Raw genomic sequence first — 17,784 nt, forward strand, 5'->3', positions numbered from 1 at the left:
ACCGTACGCCCAATGAAGGGAGGGGGTACGGTCTCTCGGTCATCTTCTAGCTCTCCTTACTCGGCATCATAACGCGCTTGCGCCGCATTATACGCACCGACGAACTCATCTTCGCCGAGTTTCTTTGCTTGCTGAAGCCACGCATCCCATTCCGCCTGACCGTGGGAAGCGGTTAAGACGTATTTCGCGCTGAATTCCTCGCCCGCCTTTTGCAGCGCTTGGGTGAGCTCCGCGATCGTGGAGGTCTCCTCGTCGGTAAATTTCAGGACCGGATCAAGCGCAAGCTTCTTATCCTTCATCATATCCTGCGCTTCCTGCTCTTTCTCGGTGAAGTTATAGTACACGCTGCGGGAATCGGTGCGGACATAGAAGCCTTGCGTCCACAAGCCGTATTTATCCTCAAGCGCTTTAATATCAACGAGCTCAAGGTCCTTCAGCTCCGGATAGACAGGTCTGCCGTTCTCGTCAAGCTCATAGTTGACGCCTTCCTGGCCCACCGTCATCAGCTCTGCGCCGGACGGGCTTGTCAAATAATCCAGGAGCTTCATGGAGACTTCGGTGTTTTTGTTCTTTGCCACCGCATGGCCGAACGTCGCGATTGTCGGCAGGCTGAGCGTTTTGCCGGATGGGCCGATCGGATTGCCGTACCGGAGATCATAGTCCGGAATGGCGTCTTTCGCTTGGGTTGCGAACATGTCGAGACGGCCGATCCAGTCATAGGTGACAAATGAATTGTTGCTGGTCATCTTGGCAGTCCAGTTGGCGGACGTATCGGTCATAAACTCCGGATCAAGCAGTCCCTCATTATAAAGCTTCTTCATGAAATCCAGCATTTCTTTAAACTCCGGCTGGGTGAACGAGAACTCCCATTGCTTCGTTTCCTCGTCATAATTGTTCGGGTAACCGCTGAGCCCCCAGCTGTGTCCCCAATCCCGGAAGATGTTGGCCTGCGTCTTGGAAGAGTACGGGACGGAGTTCGGATACAATTCCTTCAGCTTCTTCAGCGCCTGATAAAATTCGTCCTGATTGGTCCAAAGCGGGATATTATGCTTGTCGAAAATGTCTTTGCGGTACAGGAAGCCGTGATTCACTTCGCGGTTGATGCCGTAAGTCGGCCATGTGTACAGATTTCCCTTCTCATCGGAGTAAGACTTCATGACCCAATTGTTCTCCGGATTGTCTACGTAAAGTGCCTTGAAGTTGGGCAGCTGGTCGAGGTAATCGTTGATGGCGGCGAAAGCGCCTTTGCCGCCGAGGTCGTTGAGCTCCGCGAGCGAAGGGCCGTGAATAATATCCGGTAAATCCCCGGAAGCCAGAATGAAATTCAGCTTTTCTTTGAACGTGGCGGTGGAGTAAAATTCGAGGTTGACCTTAACGCCGGTTCGCCTTTCCAGCTCTTGGACGGCCCACTTCTCGTTCAGCTTGGTAGAGTCGCTGACGACAAGCATCTTAATCGTGGTCGGTTTATCGACGAGAGGGAGGGCAAGACCTCCAGTATCGCCGTAATCGGCGGTCGCCGCTTGCCCGCCGCCGGAGCCGGCCGGCGCAGGCGATCCGTCGGAACCGGCGGCAGGCGGGTTATTCCCGCTGCCGTTCCCGCTGCATGCTGCAAGAAGCGAGATTAGAAGCGTCAAAACCAGTGCTGCAGAAAACATCTTTTTTGACATAAATGCTCCTCCTTTTTTAATCTGGCGGTCTTCATTGAAGCCCATTGCATGAGAGACGTCTTGCTTCTATATGTGGTAAGGCACTCTCAACAAAAAAGGATGAAAACTAATTATGAATTAGATATAATGCAGTATGGCGGTTAATTTAATTGTTGACAGCGTTTTCAAATGTTTATTAGAATGTAGTTGTCAATTAGATAATATGCATAACGTAATGGTCTGTCAAGAACTAATTGGGAGGTGCATGATGAAACGCGCGATTGCAATGATGCTCATGGTGGCGATGGTGTTCATGCTTGCAGAGCCTGCAGCTGCCGGCTCGGGAGCGGGCGGGGATGAGTTCGACCGGTTAAGGGCGAAGTGGCGCAATTATCTTACCGGCGGGGATATGTATGAGCTTCCGGTTCAGGATCCCGCTGTTCAGGCCCGCATCGATTCGATTTCGGCAGGCGGGCAATCCGCTTGGGACAGCATGAACAAGGAGCCCGGCAGAACGTACTTGTGGGAAGATGCGGTAGAAGCCAAATTCCCCAGCTCGTCTTATATTTATGAGAATTATAAGCGGCTGTACCGAATGGCGCTGGCGTACAGCACGAAAGGTTCGGAGCTGTACGGCGACGCGGCATTGCTGAGCGATCTGATTGGAGGCTTGGACTGGGTATACGAGAATCAGTACAACGAGCGGCTGGACTGGAAGGTCAACTACCATCATTGGGAAATTAACGTACCGACCGTTCTAAGCAATATTACAACACTGCTGTACGAGCAGCTCGGACCTGAACGGGTGGACCATTATATGGACGCTGTCCACCGGTTCGCGAATGACCCGACGACGTACGCGCTGTCCGTGGTTCCTTCTTATGGAGCGAATCGGCTGTCGGAATCCCTGCCCATCGCGCTTCGCGGCATACTGGTGAAGGACGGCAGCAGGCTGGCGCTCGTCCGGGACCGGCTGAGCGATTATGAAGCGCTGATCTTTCCCTATGTTCAAGAAGGGAACGGCTGGTACAGAGACGGCTCCTTTATCTCCCATGACAGGCACGCGTATAACGGAACCTACGGATTGGAGCAGTACAGCATATTAATTACGTTAATGTACTTGCTGGACGGCTCGTCCTGGGAGCTGTCCGATCCAAGGGTGGAGAATGTATACCAATGGACGGACGACGGCTATCTTCCGCTCGTCTATAACGGGCGGCTGATGGATATGGTGAACGGGAGATCGACTGCAAGGCAAGGGGCGAGCGATCACGTCCAAGGCAACAAGCTGATCGATTCTTTGCTGATCCTAAGCGAGTTCGCGGAGCCGGAACGGGCGTCCGTGTACAAACAGGCGATCAAGGCTTGGGTCCTGGGTAAGGACCAGCTTGATTACCGCAGCACCGCGTCGATCCCGATGCTGCTTCGCGTGAACAGAATTGTGCAGGACGCGACCATTCCCGCGGCGGTCCAGCCGGTCTACATGCAATATGCCGGCATGGACCGTGCCGTTCAGCAGCGGCCTGGCTATGCATTCGGCCTGAGCATGTTTTCGAACCGGATTTACGATTTTGAGACGGTGAACGGAGAGAACAAGAAGGGGTGGTATACGTCGTCCGGGATGACCTATCTCTACGATGATGATGATCTGCAGTATAACAACAATTATTGGGCGACGGTGAATATGAAGCGGCTTCCGGGCATCACCGTAGACGCGGAATACGACCGTCCGGAGATGGACAGTAACAAGCTGAGCACCAAAAGCTGGGTCGGCGGCGTGGAAATATCGGGCGAATTCGGCGCTTCGGGCATGGAGCTGGAGGGGTACCGGACGACGCTGAGCGCCAAAAAGTCTTGGTTTGCCTTCGATAACGAGATTGTGGCGCTCGGTTCAGACATCAACAGCACGGATGGTCGGACGATCGAGACCATGATCGAGAACCGCAAACTGAGCGGGGACGGAGGGCAGGCGCTCACCGTCAACGGACAACTTCAGCCATCGTCGCTAGGCTGGAGCGCAGCGATGGAGCATGTCCGGCATATTCATCTTGAGGGACCTGCGGGCAGTGCCGGCACCGGGTACGTATTTCCGATCGAAGGAACAACGGTGCACGCGCTCCGGGAGGAGCGAAGCGGCACTTGGGGCGAAGTGTCCAACCAGGCGACGGACCCGACCGTGTATAAGAACCGATTCCTGAACCTATGGTTCGATCACGGTAAAAGCCCGGCGGGCGGCTCGTATGCTTATACGCTGCTTCCGAACCGTACGGCCGGTGAAGTGGCCGATTATTCGGCGCAGCAGGACGTGACGATTCTGGAGCAGGACGATTATGTTCATGCGGTAAGGGAGAATCGATTGCAGCTGACAGCGGCTTTGTTCTGGGAAGACGTGAAACGCACGGTCGATCAGTTGATTACGGTGGATAAGAAGTCCGCGGTAGCGGTGCGGGAAACGGGGGACGAATTGGAGGTTGCCGTATCCGACCCGACGCAAGAGAACCGGGGAATCATTGAGGTGGAAATTCACCGGGCCGCCGCCGGTGTCGTAGCTTCCGATCCGTCCATTAAAGTGCTGAGCATGTCGCCGACAATCAAGCTGGCCGTTCAGACAGGAGGAACCCTGGGACGGACGCAGTCGATCACGTTCTCGAAGGCAGGCGTAGAAACGCCGCCAAGACTTGCGTTATCCCCGGTTGCGGATGCATCTGTTCACAACGGGGATGAAGCGGCAGAGGCGTTCGGATCGGCATCGACCATGTCGGCTAAGGACGACGGTGACGTTAGGAACAACCGGAAGGCATACATGAAGTTCGACCTGACTTCGGTGGAGACGGTAAACAGGGCCGTGTTGCGCGCGAAGACCTTTAATCCGGAAGGCAAGTCCGCGGTGCTGAACGTGCTAGGCGCCGGTGACGGCTGGGATGAACAGGATATGACATGGCTGAACGCGCCTGCTGAAGAGACCGGACCGCTGGATTCGGTATGGATTAACGGTATGGAGCAGTATTACGAGTGGGATGTAACCGAGTACGTTCGCGGTCAATTGGCGGGCGATCGAACAGCGACCCTTGTCGTAACGGGCGCGGATTACGAAGGAGTCAACATGGCGCTTCACAGCAAGGAGCATTCCTACGGTGCTCCGCAGCTTGTCATTGAGGGAAGCTTCGCATCCGGGGGTCCGGTTCCGCCCGAGGAGCCGGCTTACGGCGAAGCAGTGACGGCGGCGCTTGACGAGCCATTCGACGCGACTGCTCCGGGCGAGCGGCCTCCGGGGTGGACGGCCGAGCCGGAGGGCGGGTCGGCAATCGTCTGGGAGCAGCCGGGCGCAATGAATGACCGGGAGCTGCGGCTGGCAGCAGGCTCTGAAGGATTAACGGCGGGCATTGAGTTTGAAGCCCAAGAGGGCTTGCTTTATGCGCAGTTAAGGATTCGAGCGGAGCAAGCCTCTGTGCCGCTGCACATCGATTTGCTGCCTGCTGCCGGGGAATCGCAGGCAATACGCATTTCGATGAACGGCAAGGGACGGATGACGGCCAGCGACGGCTCCTCGGTTGCCAATCTGCAGGCTTACGCTGCGGATACCTGGTATAAGGTGAAGCTGGTCATCGACACGCAGGCCGGCAGCTACGACGTGTACATTGACGAGGCAAGGAAAGCCGCAAGACTGGGCATGCCGCCGCAGACAGCGGTTGACGGAATCCGGTTTGCGGCCGGTACCGGAGGGCAGTTTCTCATCGATGATATAGCGGCAGGACTCGCGAATCGGATGGAGCCGGCACCCTCGCCGCAGGACAAACAGAACAGCGATGCTTCGGCCGCGGTGCTGCCGCCTTACACGGTGAGCGACCATTTTAATGCGGCGGATGCGGAATCGCTGGTTGGCTGGGCGCTGAGTCCGACCGGCGGTACCATCGGGCTGTCCGATATGCCGAGCGAGGCCAACCGAAGCTTGACGATTCACAATACGGGCGCGGGATCGACTTCGGCCACCAGATTATTCGATGCTCCCGACGGCCGCGCGGCCATCGAGTTCTGGCTGAAGCCCGAGCAGAGCAATCAGACGTTCGGCGCGCCCTATATCCGTGATGCCGGCAATCGGGATATCGCGATTATCCTGTTTAATAACAGCGGCAATATTACGGCGTTCAACGGAGCAACATCGACGGTGGTAACCCCTTATCAGGCGGGAAAATGGTATCACATGCGGGTTGAGCTCGACCCGAGCGCCAAAACCTACGATTTATACGTTAACGGCCAATTGGCCGCAGACGACTTCGGATACCGCAATACGAGCAGCGGCCGCGTCAGCCGGCTCCTCTTCTTCAGCAACGCTTCGGCCGGAGCCATGCATATCGATAACGTTCGCGTTATTTCGGAAGAAGACGAGTTTGAAGCTCCTCCGCCGGGAGCCAGTCCTTCCATCGCCCTGGTCGCGCCGGAAGAAGCAGGACCAGGCGAGGCCGTGCAGGTGAAGCTCGATCTCCTGACGCTGGGATACCGGGTATTGCCGGAGCGGCTGGTGCTGGGCTATGACGAGGATGTATTGGAGTTCGAAGGGCTGGCGGCAGGTGATCCGAATGCGGTATACGATGTGTTCAACACCGGAACGGGCGAGCTAATTATCACCTGGACCAACGGCGCCCATGCTGAGGCCAGCGAGAGTCTCCCGGCACTGAACTTCCGGGTGAAGGAAGCGCCCGGATCTACGGAAACGATACTCCGGCTGTTCTCTTCCGAGCTTTATCTGCTGCCAAACGGCGTATCGATCCGGACCCAGCAGGATGAAGCAGGGCTAATCCTTACTTCGGAAACGGCGTTCGATTATACGGTGAACGATAGCTTCAACATCATCGGAAGCGAAGCGCCTTCCGGCTGGCAGCTGAATCAGACCGGAGGGGAAGTATCGCTCGCGGATATTCCGAGCGTGGATAACCGCAGCTTGAGCCTCCGCAATACGAAGGCAGGCCAGACGGCAGCGATCCGAGCGTTCGATTCATTAGAAGGCGAGGTGACCGTGGAGTATTGGGTCAGACCGGAGCAGACCGACCAGACCTTCGGCGCGCCGTACATCAAGGATGCCGCAGGCCGCGACACCGCGGTCATCCTGTTTGTGAACAACGGTACGATTCATGCCTACGACGGCGCATCGGCTCGGACGCTGATGCCATATGAAGCGGGGCAGTGGTATCACATGAGAATGGCGGCCGATACGGAGTCGAGAACCTACGATCTGTATATCAACGGTACGCTCGCTGCAGACGGCTTCGCCTTCCGTAATCCAGACAGCATGGGCATCGATAAGCTGCAATTTTTCAGCAACGCCTTGACGGGAACGCTGCTTCTCGATAATGTCCGGGTCATTTCGGAGGAGGACCGTGCAAACCATCCCAGCCCTGAGAATATGCCGGGCCTGACGCTCGCCGCCCCGGAAGAGGTAAGAAGCGGGGAGCAGTTCCAGGCGACGCTTGAACCGAAAGCCGGCAGCCCCGGATTGGACGTGCGGACGGAACGGGCAGTGCTTGTTTATGACGAGACGCTGTTTGACTATGAAGGATCAGCCGAGGAGGGGTCGGGTCAGGCCTATACCGTACAAGAAGGAATGCCCGGCCGGCTGATCCTCACTTGGAACCGCAGCGGCGACGCGGACGGGAGCGCCGGAGCGGCTGTCTTGAATTTCCGCATGAAGGAGGCTGCGGAAGAGGCTGCGGGCTCGCTGCGTCTGCATGCAGGGGAGGTGCTATTACTGCCGGGCGGGATACCCGTTCAGGCACCTGAGGTTGAAGTGGTTGTGAGGGCAATTACCGACTCGAAGGCTCCGGTTACGGTGATGACCATGCTTCCTGAAGCCCCTGACGGAGCGAACGGCTGGTATGTGTCTCCTGTAAGCATCAAGCTGAGTGCCACCGACGAAGGGTCAGGCGTAAGCCGGATCGAATACAGCCTGAACGGCGGCGCGGAATGGCTGACCGCGGGGAGGGACAGCGCCGAATTGGCATTCGAGTCGGACGGGGAATACCATCTGATCTATCGCGCGGTGGACCTGGCCGGACATATGGAAGCGAAGCGCGAGGCGGCATTCCGGATTGATCGAACCCCGCCGAGCGTTCAGACCAACGTGGTGACCGGAGCGGTTTACGCGAATGACGAAGTGCTCAAGCTGCAGGTGATCACGCATGATGAGGGATCCGGCCCGGACAGCTCGCGCACCGCCTTGCTGCTTGACGGCCGGCCGATCGCTTCGGATGAGAGCGTTCCACTGTATCTGCTCGAGCCCGGCCCTCATACGCTTGTGGTCAGCGGAAGCGATATGGCGGGCAATTCGAGTCAAGCCGAAGTGGTCTTTCATACGGAAACGAGCGCGGCGGTGCTCAGCCGCTTGGTCGACCTGTTTGAAGCATCGGGCGCGATTGATAACGGCGGGATTGCGAACAGCCTTCGCCGGAAGTTAGGCAGCGGGGAGCTGCAGGCGTTCCTGCATCAAGTCGAGGCCCAGAGAGGCAAGCATATTGCGGAAGCGGAAGCCGATATTTTGATCCGGGACGCCTTGTCCTTGCTCGACTCCTGAATGTTGGATAGAAAGCTGGCTTATCAAACGATAAAAAATGGAGGAAACCAGACTGATGAAAAGCGTCGTAACGTATGAACAGCAGGTGACAATTGTTGAGAGCGAGAGGCCGCTCATTAAACCGAACCACGTTCTTATGAAAACCAGCTATTCGATGGTAAGCCCGGGCACGGAATTATCGATCATTCATCGAAGCGGAGGGGCGCAGAGCAAGCTTGGATACAGCGCAGCCGGTATCGCGGTGGAGGTCGCAGACGAGGTGACGGATATTCGCGTCGGCCAGCAGGTGGCTTGCTACGGCGCACCGTACGTGAACCATTCCGAATATTTGCTGGTGCCCAAGCATTTGATCGCCCCCGTTCCAGACCATGTCAGCCTGAAGGAAGCCTCGGCCGCCGGCCTGGGCGCCATTGCCATACACGGTTTGCGCCAGTCGGGTCTCGTATTCGGCGAATGCGCCGTTGTCATCGGGCTTGGCGTCATCGGCCAGCTGGTCGCCCGAATCGCTCATGCTGCCGCCATAAAGGTCATTGCCATCGACCTATACGAGGAGCGGCGCAAGACGCTTCAGGAGGTCGCGGGCATTACAGTGTGCGCAAGCTTCGAGGAGGTAGAGGCGGCCATCGGCAGCGTGACGGGCCATATCGGCGCAGACGCCGTCCTTCACTGCGCATCCGGCGCCCAGAAAGAGCTGTTGGACCGCAGCTTCGATTGGATTCGGGACCGCGGGAAAATCGTCATCGTCGGGGATATGGTGATGGAATTCAGCCGGGGGCAAATGTTCAAGAAGGAAGCGGACGTCGTCATTTCCCGGGCCGGCGGACCGGGGCGGTATGACCCGGAATATGAAAGGGAAGGGCGCGATTATCCGATCGGATTCGTCAGATGGACGGAAGGCCGGAACATGAAGGAATATATCCGCCTGCTGGCGGAAGGGCGAATTTCAGCAGGATCGCTCATTACGACACAAGTGCCGTTAATCCATGCCGCGGATATTTATCGGGATTATACGTCCAGACCGGACCAAATCCTTGGAGCGGTTATCTCGTACTAATTGTTACGCAGCGCAGCGAAGGCGCCCGGTTGTGGGCGCCTTTTTACAATTGCGCCTTCATATCAGCGGCGGCCGCGTGTGCTAAGCCATCGGCGCGCTTGCAAGCGGGCTTCAGTTTGTGTATGATGCTGATGAAAATAGGGATCGGAGGTCGGGCGAATGTCTGACAAGCAAAGCAGAAAAACGTTCAGGACGCGGATGGAAGAGATGATCCGGACGCTGAGGGAACAGATTATGGCCGGCCATTACGCGGTAGGGGAGTATCTCCCCTCGGAACTGGATTTAAGCCGGAAGTTCCAGCTCAGCAACAATTCCGTCCGCAAAGGCTTGGACACATTGGTGGAAGAAGGATTGGTAGAGAAAATTCCGAGAGTCGGCAACCGCATCAAAGCACCTTCGAGCGAGGATCAAATCGTCATCCGCCTGGGCTATTATCCGATAATCGATTCTCAAGGCGAGCTTCCTTATTTATTGAATGAGTTTCAGAAGCGGCATCCGCATATTCGGGTAGAGCCGATCCAAATCAGCGACGCCCGGGGATATGTGCGGGATCTGCTGACCCATGACATGATCGACATGGCCATGATGAACACGTATCTGTATCAGGATCTGCTGGAGGAACAGGCGGTAGAATTGCTGGAGCCGCAAGAACCGTTTGAAGAGATGTACCCTTTTTTGAAAAAAGCCTTTCAATATAAGGACGAGCTATATGCGCAGCCGTTCATCTTTTCTCCGGTGATTCTTTGTTATAACCGGGAGCACTTTGCCTCGCTTCAGCTTCCGGAGCCGGACAGCAGCTGGACATGGGACGACTTGATCGCAAACGCTTCCAAGCTGGCGATTCACAACGAGCGGTTCGGCTTTTATTATCACCTGCTCAGTCCGAACCGGTGGATCGTGTTTCTGCTCCAGAGCGGGGAAGTGTTCCGAAGAGATGAAGACGGGCGATACCGGGTTCATGAAACGAGACTGCTGGACGGCATTGAGAAGGTAAGGGACATCTTGTACCAGCCCGGCGTATATCCGCTCCTGTTGTCCGCAAGCAGCGGAGAGGCGGAGCGGCTGTTCAAGGAGCAGCAGGTATCCATCATCATGACGACGTACTTTTCCATTAACAATCTAAAGGAAGCGGACTTCGAATTCGACGTCGCTCCGCTTCCTCATTTAAACAGCTTTAATACGTTAAACCTTACGATCGGCCTTGCGATCCATAAACGTTCCAAAGTGAAATCGGCGGCCAAACAGCTGGTCGATTTTCTCGTATCGGACGAAGCCCAGCGGGTTATACGGAAGGAGACGTTCAGCATTCCGGCCCATAAGCAGGCGGCGCAATGGACCGGGCAGACGGTATATCCGACCCGCTATCAGATGTACAAGGAGATTATTCCGAGCTTCAGTACGTTTACCGACACGGGACTGACGCTGAAGCAGCTGGAGGACATGCTGTCGGAGTGCAAGCTCTATTGGTCGGGACTTCGGACCAAAGAGAGGCTCGCCGCCGGCATCGAAGCGATATTGAATCAGGATGGGACCGGGCGATACTCATAAAGCCCGGTTCCTTTTACCGTATAGATGGTGCCCCCGTTCCCCGAATCCCGCGCAAACAGCGTCCCGCCTTCCGCCAGCACCTGAAGCTCACCGGAGCGAACATCGAATTGGAACAGCTTCTCCAGACAGTTGCCGTAGAGCATGCCGGTGTTCTCTTCGTATTGAAGATAGACGCCTCTCCAGAACAAATCGAGTCCTTCCCAGTTCAAGGGCGGGAACAGATCGATGATACGCTCGATTCGGCGCTCGGCCAGGTTAAAGGCAAACAAGCTGCCGGTGGTCATTCCCCATATCATTCCGTTCTCGCCGGGAGCCAGGGCGGCAACCGCCTTTTCCCCCGGGACCGGCACGCCTTCCCATACCGTCTTCTTGACGGAACCATCCCATACGAATAACGTTCCGTCTTTCCCGCTAGGCGGGCAGCCCAAGCCGCCGAATGCGGAGGAGCCTCCGATAACCAAGCCGTCCGTATAACAGAGCGCGATAACGCTATGTTCCGGGACTGGCTCGGCAAAGCATTCATACTGTTCCGAATCCGGGTCGTAGAATGCGATGGCGCCGCCTAATTTTCCATAAGCGGGGATCGTGCCGATGACAAGCCGGTCCCCGGCCGCGGCGAATGTGAACGGCCGGTCTTGACCGTGCCGCTTGAGGGAGAAGAGCAGCCGAGGATTGACGCCATGCTCCCAGGGCTGATCGGGATCGTATTGATAAATTCTGGCTCCCGGATACACGCCAAGATACAGCCGGTCCTTGAACCAGAACAGGTTCTCGGATTGGCCGAAACGCTCGCAGGGACTGAATGCGCCGGTCACCGGATCGTAAGAGGCGAATCCGCCCGCGAAATAACCGCCGAGATACAGCTTGCCGTCGCCGCCGAGCGCGATGGATTGTATGCCGACCGGGGAGCCGTCAAGCTCGACCTCGACATGTTTGGCACGATGCGTGGCCGGATTATAGATGAAATATCCACCGGAGTACATGCTGATGAGGCTTTGTCCAGGGAAGCCCGGCTCGGGCCAAGCAATCCATCCGAAATCGTAAGCGCCCTCGTCATGGGCAAGCGGGCACGGGGTCAGCTCGAGCGTATCCAGATGGAGGGCGTGCAGCTTCTGGTCGCAGAACAAATAGACGCGCCGGTCTTTGCCCGGCGGCGAAACGTCAAGCCCCATCGCTTGATCGATGCGGTGGATCCAGCAGCGCTTCGTCAGATCGTATACGAGCAGATCCGCCGATTCCGTAAACCGCGCAAACAGCTTGTCTTCGTGAACATCAAGGTCGTATACGAACGTGCTTGCTTCCTGTCCTTCCGGCATCGGCAGCTTGATAGTCTCTCCGGTTGCCGTGTCGAGCTCTATAATCGCGGCTTCCATCGCGCCGGTGCCGATATATAATTTTCCGTTCGGGCCGATATCCATGCTGCGGGCGTATTGATTGCCCGGCACCAGCGTGCCGTAATCGCGGAACGCGCGGTCAGCCGGACGGTATTGGAACACTTTGCCGCCGGGGTATGTGCCGCCGTATACATTGCCGCTCTCGTCCGCCGCCATTCTCCAGAAATAGATTTCCCCATCGATTGCTTGCCCCAAATGGTCAAGGGTATCCGACCGGGGATCGTACCGGTACAGAAAACCGTCGCCGCCTACATATACCGACCCGTCGCTTGTCACGCATATGCCCCAGGAGTGATTGGAGCCGGTAAGCGGCAAGCTGGTCACCATTTGCCCGGTCAGTGCGTCGATCGCAACGAATCTGCACGGCTTGCCTTGGGCCACCGTATAAATGCGGTATCCGCCGTCCTCCATCGGCTGATAAGCCGCGCTGCATATTTTGAACGTCGACAACGGCTCCCCCAGTTTCAACAACCCCATCCTTGTCACTCTCCCCGCTTCGTTATACCGATAAGTTTAGGGGAGGGAGCTGGCAATGTAAACCCTTTCAAGCGAGCGTTAATTTTAAAATTTCCCCTTACTATACCAACCTTGCAGATCTATGAATCCTCCTGAACAATCCCATGTACAGTTTTTCTTCAGAATGAAGTGATACAATCCTTGAGTGGCAAATCCCGGTGCGGATTTAGGGTTGTATCAAGGCGCGGCTCCGCAGTGAATGGAGGTTTAAGCAGTTTGGAATGGCGATATGGACGTAAAGTCCTGTGGACAGGACTTGGCTTATTATTAGGCGCGGTTGTAGGAATCGGGGGATTCCTTACGCAAGCCAAAGGGGACAATCCAACGAAACGTTTTATCACGATTAATATGATCAACGCTAACGGTACGCTGGCTACCTATTTACAGAAGGCGGAATCGGTCAATCCTGATCTGGCAGCAGGACGAGAGGCGCTCTCCGAATCCCTTGGGTTTTGGATGCAGGCGGCGATTGAAAGCCGCGATCTGGCCGAGTTTGAGAAGAGTTATGACCTGTTAACCCGCTATTTTATCGCCGACCGCGATTATATTGTGTGGAAGCTAAGTCCCGAGGGGGAGGCGAAGGTCAGCACCAATGCGCTTGGCGACGATTTGCGGATTATCGGGGCGCTGCTGGAGGGTTCCAAGGTATGGAAGAAGGGCAACCCGGAATGGAAGCAGACGGCCAGGGAGCTTACGGAAGTCTTGCTAAACAGGTCCCAAAACAACGGGTATCTGGTGGATTTCTATGATTTCTCCAGGCAGGAAATGCCCGATACGCTAAGTCTGGCCTATGTGGATCTCCCGGCACTTAAAGGGCTCCAGAACGAAGGCATCCTGGATCAGGAAACCTATATTCGATATCATTCCCTGCTTCGAAACATGCCGGATGACGGCGTATTCTATCCCAAGTCCTTTCATGTCGTGACGCGGGAGTATATCTATGAAGACAAGGTGAATCTGATCGATCAGCTGCTGATCGCGATGTATGCCGGAGAAACGGGAAGGGATCAGGCACCGCTGCACCAATTTCTGAAGGAGGAGTTCGGGCAGGCGGGGAAATTGGCAGGGCAGTATACACGCGCCGACCGAAAGGCCGCGGTGAATTACGAGTCTCCGTCGGTGTATGGTCTCGCCATCAAGTTTGCGCTTCAAATGGGAGACAAGGCTCTGGCAGAACAGCTGTATGAGCGTCTGCAGACCTTTAAGGGGCGGGATCCCCAATATCCCGGAGGATACGTGTTCGGGAGAAATACGCATATTTTTGATAACTTGCTTCCTTTATTAGGGGAATACGCAATTCAACGAGGTGGACATGGAAAATAAAAGATTCATCCAGCGCATGGTCTGGGGATACGTACTGCTGATCGGATTAGCCATCCTGCAGGAATTGCTGATCTATTGGAATGTGTTTAGGGATCAATCCTTCACGTTGCTTGAGCTGGGATTCTCCATTGGATGCATTGCGGCTCTGCTGCTGGGCTTTTTAGCCCCGCCAGGGGTCTCGGTCGTCGGTATTTTCGTTTATATCGTCGCTTATTTTGTATGGCTTACAACGCATGCCGAGGTCGATGTGCTGTCCATCTCCTGGCTGTGGCTGCTGCCGGCTAACGTGGCCGTGGCCACGTCTATCAAATCCGGGCTGATCCGCAATAAACGGCTCATGGAGCGGCTGGAAGAGCTGCAGCGAAGGAACCCGGAAGTGGACTTGGCAACGTCGCTGGGCAATAAGGAGGCCTTTAAAGAAACGCTGATCAAGCAGTCCAACCTGGCCAATCGTTATTCGGATACCTATAACTTCTGCCTGGCCATGTTTAAAATCGAATTTCTGCCGATGGTACGGGAATCCCTTGGTTCACAGGGCTACGTCCAGCTGCTTGCTTCCTTGTCGGAAGGAATACGGAATCATATTCGCTATGAGGATTACAAGTTCGCGCTTGATGAGGGAAGGTTTATCGTGCTGCTACCGATGACCAACCAGGAGTATCTGAAGGCATTGACGGACCGGATCAAGCATGCGCTCATGGACATGCCGTTTCAGGATCGGAAAGGCGGGGAGCTGAAGCTGGTGATCCGTGCAGGGGCGCTGGTGTTTGCCAAGGAGCAGTTCCGTAAATACGAAGATGCGGATGCCGTCATTGCCGCGCTCGAGCGCAATACCGAGACCGATTTGATCGGTGAATATATCTAGATTATGGCTATTGGATTTAAATAGCAGGAGGGGAAAACGAGATGTCTTATACGGCGTGGTTTGTTCCGCTTTGCAAAATCGTCAGCCTGTTTTTTGCCGTTGCGGTGCTGGGGCTGTTCATCGCAACGCTGACCCTTCGGGTTCGCGTACATCGAAAATACGACCGGAGGAAGATCAGTGGCTGACCTATTATTGATGTTCTGCATTATCAGCATTTGGGCTGCCGTGTTAGAGTCGATCCTCATTATGGGGGGAGCGATCCGGTTCATATTCCGGCAAAGCCGCAGGGAATGGACCATTCCCGATGTGGAAGAGATGGGGCATTTCCCCAAGGTAACCGTTATGGTTCCTGCGCACAATGAAGAACTGGTGATCGCGGCAACGGCGGAGAATATTTTACGGCTGAATTATCCGAAGGATAAGGTGCAGCTTATTGTCATTGCCGATAATTGCAGCGATGATACCGCCGGAAAATTGAGGGCGTTGAAAGCCAAGGAAGCGTATCGCGACCGGGATTTCATGATTTTTGAACGTACGGGAACGGGCGGCAAGTCCGGAGCGCTTAATGATGCGCTGGAGTATGCCAAGCATGAATGGATTTGCATTTTCGACGCGGATGCTGCGCCGGAGCGGAACGCATTGTATTTTCTGATCGAGAAAGCAATGGAAGACCCGGAAACCTACGGAGCGGTATTTGGACGGAATAAGGCCCGGAACCGCGGGCAGAATTTCCTCTCCAAATGCATTAATCTCGAGCTGGTTACCGCGCAGCGCATCTATCATACCGGGCTGTGGGAGCTGTTCAAGCTGGGGACGATCCCGGGGACGAATTTTATTGTGAAAACAGAGCTGATGCGCGAGATCGGCGGCTGGGATACGGAGGCCATCACGGAGGATACGGCCATCTCGTTCGAGATTATGACAAGGGGACAGCTGATCGCCCTGGCTCCGCAGGCGGAAGCTTATCAGCAGGAACCGGAGCAGCTCAGCGTATACCTGAAGCAGCGGGAACGATGGGCCAAAGGGAATTTCTCCGTCGTGGTTGATAACATCCATCATTTGTTCAATCGGTCGAGCTGGCGGATCAAGCTGCAAGTGCTGTACTACGCGGCGAGTTATTTCTGGTTTTTGTTATCCATTATCGTCTCGGATATCATCATCCTCGTCAACGTGGCCTACTGGGTCGTGGCGCTGTTCAATCCGGACGTAGTATCGCCGTTCCAATTCGCCGATGATGTATACGTTTATCTGATGGTGGCCTGGGGATTGATGTATTACTTGTTTGTGCTGCAGATCAATTTGGCGCTGGCAACCGATGTCGGACAGAGCACGATCCAAAACTTTATTCTGTCCTGCATATCGTATTTCACGTATGCCCAGCTATTTCTGCTCATTTCCTTGCGCGCGCTTTACTCGTTCGTCGTAGACAAAGTGACGGGGAGAAAAGCCAAGTGGTACAAAACGCAGCGGTTTGGATAAAGGTCTCGTTTGACGGACCCGCTTCCCATTCGGCCGTTGGCCGCGAACCGCGAAGGAGTCAGCGCAGGCAAGTCGAGGGGACATAGGCTTCTTAAGCCATGCAAAAAAGAGCCTGCCGGGTTGGTCAGGCTCTTATAAAATTCCCTATCAATACTCTCCGGCAATTCGGGGAGCAGGGTTTAGAAACACAAACAACGATGGACTAACATCAAGACGCGGCTAATGGCACCACTTTCCGGCCTGCAAATTTTTCTTTCTTTTACGTGAATCAAGAATCTGCGTGAGTTTACGACGTCCCTGCTTACGCTCTTCCAATACCCGTTTGACTCCCTGGATCAATAGCTTGTATCTCATTTCGTCGTCATGGCTGAATTTGCGCATCTCTTCGAAGTAATTTTTGTTCACTTACAAGCTCACTGCCCTTTTCTGTTTTTATTTTAAGCGTAACATGGGTCTCTGAAGAATTTCTAAATATGACCTGCGTAACAAGATCGTTAAGAAGGATAGGTGGCTGGTCCCAAATAAGGATGTTATATTCCTGTTATAGGAATCGTTCAGCGAAGAGATCGAAACGTCAATAGGATATTATTCATAGGATCCGGGAGGAGAAGGGACATGCACACGAAAGAAAGCTTAATGGAGCAATTGGAGCAGCTGGGCATTGACGGGCAGGGGACGCTGCTGGTTCATTCATCGATGAAAAGCATGGGGCCGGTCGAGGGCGGCGCGGATACGGTATTGGATGCATTGTCGGCATATATGAAGGATGGACTGCTGGTATTGCCTACCCATACTTGGTCTTACATCAATGCGGAAAATCCGAGGTTTTACGTGGACCGTTCGCCTTCCTGCGTCGGGATTCTGCCCGAGCTGTTTCGCAAGCGGCCCGGCGTGGTGCGTTCGCTGCACCCCACGCATTCGGTAGCGGCATTGGGCCGGGAATCCGAAGCGTTCACAAGCGACGACCATCGCTTTGATACGCCTTGTGCCAGAGGCTCCGCCTGGGGGAAGCTGCTCGACCGAAAGGCGACCATTTTGTTAGTCGGGGTTGATTTAAGGCGCAACACCTTTATTCATGGCGTTGAGGAATGGGTGGACATCCCGGGGAGGTTAACGGATGACCATGAGCAGCTGTACACGGTATTGCCGGATGGAACGGAAATCGCGGTGCCTTCCCGCAGACATTGCGGGCTGCCGTGGTCGGAGCATTTCTGGAAGGTCGACGAGGTCCTTGAACGTGAAGGCGCGATGCACAAGGGGCAGCTTGGCGATGCCGTTGTAAGGGTGTGTGATGCAGCTGCGGTGGCGAAGGTCATTACGGCGATGCTGAAGAACAATCCGGATTTGTTCTCGGATAACCATCCCTTGGATCATTGACGCGTCTGCATTAGAGA

At 55.2% G+C, this 17,784-nt stretch carries 10 protein-coding genes; 8 read left to right on the forward strand and 2 right to left on the reverse strand.

Features of this window, described 5'->3' with window-relative positions:
* Nucleotides 1-56 precede the first annotated feature (56 nt).
* The gene (locus BBD41_RS14905; RefSeq protein ID WP_099478019.1) at nt 57-1,667 is read right to left on the reverse strand and encodes an extracellular solute-binding protein; all 1,611 of its coding nucleotides are present in this window, start codon (nt 1,665-1,667) and stop codon (nt 57-59) included.
* 244 nt (nt 1,668-1,911) lie between these two features.
* Here BBD41_RS14905 and BBD41_RS14910 point away from each other — a divergent pair, with 244 nt between their 5' ends.
* The 3 genes from BBD41_RS14910 to BBD41_RS14920 all read left to right on the forward strand — a co-directional run bounded on the left by BBD41_RS14910 (nt 1,912) and on the right by BBD41_RS14920 (nt 10,813).
* Nucleotides 1,912-8,211, forward strand: coding sequence for a polysaccharide lyase family 8 super-sandwich domain-containing protein (locus BBD41_RS14910; RefSeq protein ID WP_162292787.1), 6,300 nt, complete (start codon nt 1,912-1,914; stop codon nt 8,209-8,211).
* 55 nt (nt 8,212-8,266) lie between these two features.
* Nucleotides 8,267-9,265 (forward strand): zinc-dependent alcohol dehydrogenase, encoded by a 999-nt coding sequence (locus BBD41_RS14915; protein ID WP_099478021.1) that lies wholly within the window; start codon nt 8,267-8,269, stop codon nt 9,263-9,265.
* Between the two features lie 159 nt (nt 9,266-9,424).
* Nucleotides 9,425-10,813: an extracellular solute-binding protein gene (locus tag BBD41_RS14920; protein ID WP_077568861.1), complete on the forward strand. Its 1,389-nt coding sequence runs from the start codon at nt 9,425-9,427 to the stop codon at nt 10,811-10,813.
* Here BBD41_RS14920 and BBD41_RS14925 read toward each other — a convergent pair.
* A complete protein-coding gene (locus BBD41_RS14925; RefSeq protein WP_099478022.1) occupies nt 10,786-12,684 on the reverse strand; it encodes a ligand-binding sensor domain-containing protein in 1,899 nt (632 codons plus the stop codon). The genes BBD41_RS14920 and BBD41_RS14925 overlap by 28 nt on opposite strands.
* 255 nt (nt 12,685-12,939) lie before the next feature.
* Between BBD41_RS14925 and BBD41_RS14930 the strand changes: the two genes are divergently transcribed.
* The 5 genes from BBD41_RS14930 to BBD41_RS14950 all read left to right on the forward strand — a co-directional run bounded on the left by BBD41_RS14930 (nt 12,940) and on the right by BBD41_RS14950 (nt 17,767).
* Nucleotides 12,940-14,046: a glycosyl hydrolase family 8 gene (locus BBD41_RS14930; RefSeq protein WP_099478023.1), complete on the forward strand. Its 1,107-nt coding sequence runs from the start codon at nt 12,940-12,942 to the stop codon at nt 14,044-14,046.
* Complete coding sequence (locus tag BBD41_RS14935) at nt 14,036-14,911, forward strand: GGDEF domain-containing protein (RefSeq protein ID WP_077568856.1); 876 nt, start codon at nt 14,036-14,038, stop codon at nt 14,909-14,911. Before BBD41_RS14930 ends, BBD41_RS14935 begins: the two co-directional genes overlap by 11 nt.
* Nucleotides 14,912-14,952: 41 nt before the next feature.
* A complete protein-coding gene (locus BBD41_RS30015; protein ID WP_167392976.1) occupies nt 14,953-15,096 on the forward strand; it encodes a hypothetical protein in 144 nt (47 codons plus the stop codon).
* Nucleotides 15,089-16,390 (forward strand): glycosyltransferase family 2 protein, encoded by a 1,302-nt coding sequence (locus tag BBD41_RS14940; RefSeq protein ID WP_077568854.1) that lies wholly within the window; start codon nt 15,089-15,091, stop codon nt 16,388-16,390. Before BBD41_RS30015 ends, BBD41_RS14940 begins: the two co-directional genes overlap by 8 nt.
* Nucleotides 16,391-17,005: 615 nt before the next feature.
* Nucleotides 17,006-17,767, forward strand: a complete 762-nt coding sequence (locus BBD41_RS14950) for an AAC(3) family N-acetyltransferase (protein ID WP_099478024.1) — start codon at nt 17,006-17,008, stop codon at nt 17,765-17,767.
* Nucleotides 17,768-17,784: the final 17 nt, after the last annotated feature.

This window comes from Paenibacillus ihbetae, from assembly GCF_002741055.1.
Classification (GTDB): Bacteria; Bacillota; Bacilli; order Paenibacillales; family Paenibacillaceae; genus Paenibacillus_AQ; species Paenibacillus_AQ ihbetae.

Coding starts and splice junctions, on each gene's coding strand:
- BBD41_RS14910 (WP_162292787.1), top strand. CDS start 1,912: ATGATGAAACGCGCGATTGCAATGATGCTCATGGTGGCGATGGTGTTC.
- BBD41_RS14905 (WP_099478019.1), bottom strand. CDS start 1,667: ATGTCAAAAAAGATGTTTTCTGCAGCACTGGTTTTGACGCTTCTAATC.
- BBD41_RS14950 (WP_099478024.1), top strand. CDS start 17,006: ATGCACACGAAAGAAAGCTTAATGGAGCAATTGGAGCAGCTGGGCATT.
- BBD41_RS14925 (WP_099478022.1), bottom strand. CDS start 12,684: ATGGGGTTGTTGAAACTGGGGGAGCCGTTGTCGACGTTCAAAATATGC.
- BBD41_RS30015 (WP_167392976.1), top strand. CDS start 14,953: ATGTCTTATACGGCGTGGTTTGTTCCGCTTTGCAAAATCGTCAGCCTG.
- BBD41_RS14935 (WP_077568856.1), top strand. CDS start 14,036: ATGGAAAATAAAAGATTCATCCAGCGCATGGTCTGGGGATACGTACTG.
- BBD41_RS14920 (WP_077568861.1), top strand. CDS start 9,425: ATGTCTGACAAGCAAAGCAGAAAAACGTTCAGGACGCGGATGGAAGAG.
- BBD41_RS14915 (WP_099478021.1), top strand. CDS start 8,267: ATGAAAAGCGTCGTAACGTATGAACAGCAGGTGACAATTGTTGAGAGC.